The 1289-nt window shown below is 70.2% G+C and carries 2 pseudogenes; both read left to right on the top strand.

The window, feature by feature from the left end:
• Nucleotides 1–271 (top strand): annotated as a pseudogene (locus AOK11_RS10595) (ABC transporter ATP-binding protein); the annotation flags it as partial.
• 251 nt (nucleotides 272–522) lie between these two features.
• Nucleotides 523–1289, top strand: a pseudogene (locus tag AOK11_RS10590) (hypothetical protein); the annotation flags it as partial.

The following is a 1289-nucleotide window of genomic DNA, read 5'->3' as shown; positions in this document are numbered from 1 at the left end:
GCTGGATGTGCTCGACCTGATCGCCGGCCTGCCGGTCACCACGGTGATCGCGCTGCACGACCTCAACCTCGCCGCGATGTACTGCGACCGGCTCCTCGTCCTGCGCGACGGCCGCACCGTGGCCGAGGGCCGCCCCGCCGACGTGCTCACCCCCGCCCTCATCGAGGAGGTCTACGGTGTCCGCGCCGAGGTGACGCGGCATCCCGGCCACCCGGTCATCCGCTTCCTGCGCGGGTCCGGCACCACGACGGCCCCGAGCCCGCCCTCCTGAAGGATCCCGGCCGGGAAAGGTGCGGGACGGCGGTGCGCACGCCGGGGGTGAACCCCCGCCGGGACGTTCTTTCGCTCTGCCCGTTCCTGATCGGTTGGGTTCCGTTGTTTTTCCGAAAAGGCAACTCGTCCTCCGTGTGGGGCGAATTCAAGGAATATGCGGAGGTGATTCCTTGTGCCGCGCTACCGTTGGCCGCCGTCGTGGTGTTCATGGCCGCGGCATCGGGGTGGGGGGGACATGTGCGAAGAAGCATGAAGACGATTCTGTTCGTTCACGGAACGGGCGTTCGGTCGAAGCGTGAGCGGGAAGCACTCGACAGGATCGGGGACGGTTTCCGGAAAGTACTGCCGGACACCGTGGTGGAGACGTGCTCCTGGGGCGACGTCCTCGGCGTGACCCCGGCGGACGAGACCGGCGCGCCGGACGGCACAGGACCCGCCTGGGCCCCCGACGGGCACGGAGTGGCCTGGTCGGATGCGGAACGGGCGGTATGGGCCCGGCTGTACGACGACCCGCTCTACGAGATCCGGACGGCGGTCCTGGCGGCACCCGGCGACGCGTCCGCCACCTCACCGAGGGCGCTGGACCTGCTGAGGACGCGTATCGGCGCCATGCCGGACGATCCCGAAGTCGGGGAATTGATCCCGGCAGGCGAACCCGGCGAGCAATTCCGTGCAGCCGTCACGGAATTGCTGCGTGCCCAGGAATTCGTCGCGGCCCTCCCCCTTCTCGCCGCGAGGGCGTCGCACGACCTGGTCGCACGGTCCGTCACCGCCGCGTACATCAGGTTCCGGGAACGGGACTCAGGCCCCGTTCTCGTGTCCGCCGAGGAACGCGACACACTGTGGCGTGCCATGGAGAAGCGTCTGGGCGGGGCCGCCCTCGGTGTCGGCGACAGGGCCCGGGCCGTCGCCTGGACCACGGCGCAGCACATGGCCCGTCCGGTGGTCCGGCGCCACCGGGAGGCCCTGCTGACCCGCACCACACCGGCGCTCGGCGACATCCTGCTCTACCAGGC

The sequence above is a fragment of the Streptomyces hirsutus genome (assembly GCF_001418415.1).
Lineage (GTDB): Bacteria > Actinomycetota > Actinomycetes > Streptomycetales > Streptomycetaceae > Streptomyces > Streptomyces hirsutus.
This window is presented reverse-complemented; position numbering and strand designations above follow the sequence as displayed.